This window comes from Microcystis sp. M49636_WE2 (genome assembly GCF_030065375.1).
GTDB classification, from domain to species: Bacteria; Cyanobacteriota; Cyanobacteriia; order Cyanobacteriales; family Microcystaceae; genus Microcystis; species Microcystis aeruginosa_C.
Map to the genome: position 1 here is coordinate 1 of NZ_JASJFG010001105.1, position 2,121 is coordinate 2,121.

Annotated in this window: 3 protein-coding genes; all 3 read right to left on the reverse strand. The window is 53.8% G+C overall.

What is annotated here, in order from left to right:
- Window positions 1–573 (reverse strand): cation:proton antiporter domain-containing protein (locus PX484_RS25515; protein WP_288106242.1); only part of this gene is annotated, 573 nt, incomplete at its 3' end.
- A gap of 126 nt (window positions 574–699) precedes the next feature.
- On the reverse strand, window positions 700–1,038 hold the full coding sequence (locus PX484_RS25520) for a P-II family nitrogen regulator (RefSeq protein ID WP_002801029.1): 339 nt from the start codon (window positions 1,036–1,038) through the stop codon (window positions 700–702).
- A gap of 75 nt (window positions 1,039–1,113) precedes the next feature.
- Window positions 1,114–2,121: sodium-dependent bicarbonate transport family permease (locus PX484_RS25525; RefSeq protein ID WP_288106245.1), on the reverse strand; the 1,008-nt coding region annotated here is incomplete at its 5' end.

Below are 2,121 nucleotides of genomic sequence, written 5' to 3' on the forward strand. Positions count from 1 at the left end.
CAAGGCAGCCCCTGCAAAAATCGCCGGGATAGCCGCCACATGAAAGACGAGCATTAACCCGGCCGTACCTGCCGCAAAAGGTGCCGCAACCCCCACACAGGCCACAACCGTGGCTTGAATTCCCACTTCCTTGAGTTGTCGGAGGTCGGATTCTAGGCCAATTTCAAACAGCAGAATAATCACACCGATTTCAGCTAGAACCGAAATCACTTCACTTTGGGACTCAAAGATCCGGTCCACGGCAGCCGGGGCCAATTGATTCAATCCTTGCAGTACCGTCATAATCAGCGAGTCAGAGGCCGATAGTCCCCCTTCGGGAAAGATGAGCAGATGCAAGGCCGAAACGCCGACAATCACACCGGCGACCAGTTCTCCCAGTACGGGAGGAAAATCTAATCGTCTGGCGGCCTCTGCGCCGAGCTTGCTGGCCAGATAAATCACCACCAGTGTCAGCAATACGCCAGAGAGAATAATCGGTGAATCCTCGGCCACAACGGTGGCAAGCAAGGGGAGCGGAGTCATGGGGGCTGCTATCTCCCCAATCAAAGGAGGCAGAATAGGGGACAAAATCATCAGTTTAAAGGGATGAGGGTTAAAGGTTTCAGGTGGTCATAAAACTGGGGGATAGGAAAAAGGGCCACCGCTCAAGGACAGTCAGGCTGCAGATGGGGTGGCCCGGATCAAGACAAGCTTAGTTGTCTAGATTTCACAGCCCTCTGGTCCACAGAAACTCTGTCCGTACAGAACCTCCGCATCACAGAGATAGATCATGCCCGCAAAATTGAGGAAAAACTGATCGGCAACCTGCTTGGCAATATTTTGGGCCATAATTCGATCGGGGGTAAGTATCTCGAACTTAACATTCGTATCGGTTTCGGAAACGTGGGGTTGTCCCGACGAGCGCACGTTGCGACTGCCTTTACCGCCAGTATCCATCACCGTGTAACCGGTCGCCCCGCATTCTTCGATGATCTTGGCGACTTTTTTCAGCAAAATCTTTTCTGTGACGATGACGAGCTTTTTGGCTGGTTTGGCCATGTTGATTATCTCCTTAAATGTGTACACTTATTTGCTTGGTAGGCCCCGTCAAGGGAGCGCCCACCGACCACAATCCTAGCCGCCGCTGAGGGCCTGGGCGAGACCAAGGAAGAACGGGATACATAAGCCGATCGCTACGGGCGTACCGATGGCCGTGGACGCACCTATATAGGCGGAGGGATTAGCCGAGGGGATACCGGCCCGCAACGTGGGCGGCCCAGAGATGTCGGAACTAGAGGAAGCGATGACGGCCAGAACCACGACACCGCCCCAACTGAACCCGGTGGCGTAGTGGGCAATCATGCCGAGACCGAAGGCGATTAGCCCATGCACAAAGGGTGCTAGTACGCTATAGACAACATACCACTGGGCTACCTTACGCAGTTCACCCACCCTTGACCAAGCCTCCATCCCCATGACCAGCATCAAGATCGAAAGCAAGCCGCGAAAGAGGGGATCGTAGAAGCTTTTATAGACAGTTTCCGGCTGGGTGAAGATGCCCAAAGCCAGACCTAATAACATGGCCGATAGGGCAGGTCCGCGAAGGCTTTCTTCAATGATCGGCCAAATCTTGACCCGATTATCCGCTGGCTGCTGTAGGCTGAGATATTCCTGCCGACTGCTGGGATAACCCTGCTGATCGGAATAATCCCCGGCCGCCACCGGCTGCTTGCTAAAAGACTCGTGGTCGTGGGCCGCTTCTTTCTGCTTCTTCTTGTTAAGATAAATGTTAGCCACCACGATCGCCGTTACCAGCGCCGGGATATCCATAAAAGGATAGAGTGCGCCGGCCCAGGCCTCGTAGGGGATCTTTTGTTCTTCCAGTACCGTCAGACCGGCGGCCATAGTCGAGCCACTCACGGCTCCAAATAATCCCCCAGTAGCGATCGCATCCACCACTTTCACCTTGGGCAGATTGGCTAAGGTATAGCGCGCGACGAAGACCACAATAATCCCTACTATGACGGCAAAGATCATTGGTAATACCATTTCCGTCAGGTTGGAATTGCGGATGGCAATCCCGCCGGTCAGACCGATTTTGGTCAGCAGCATGAAGACGATGATCGTACAAATCGACTCTGG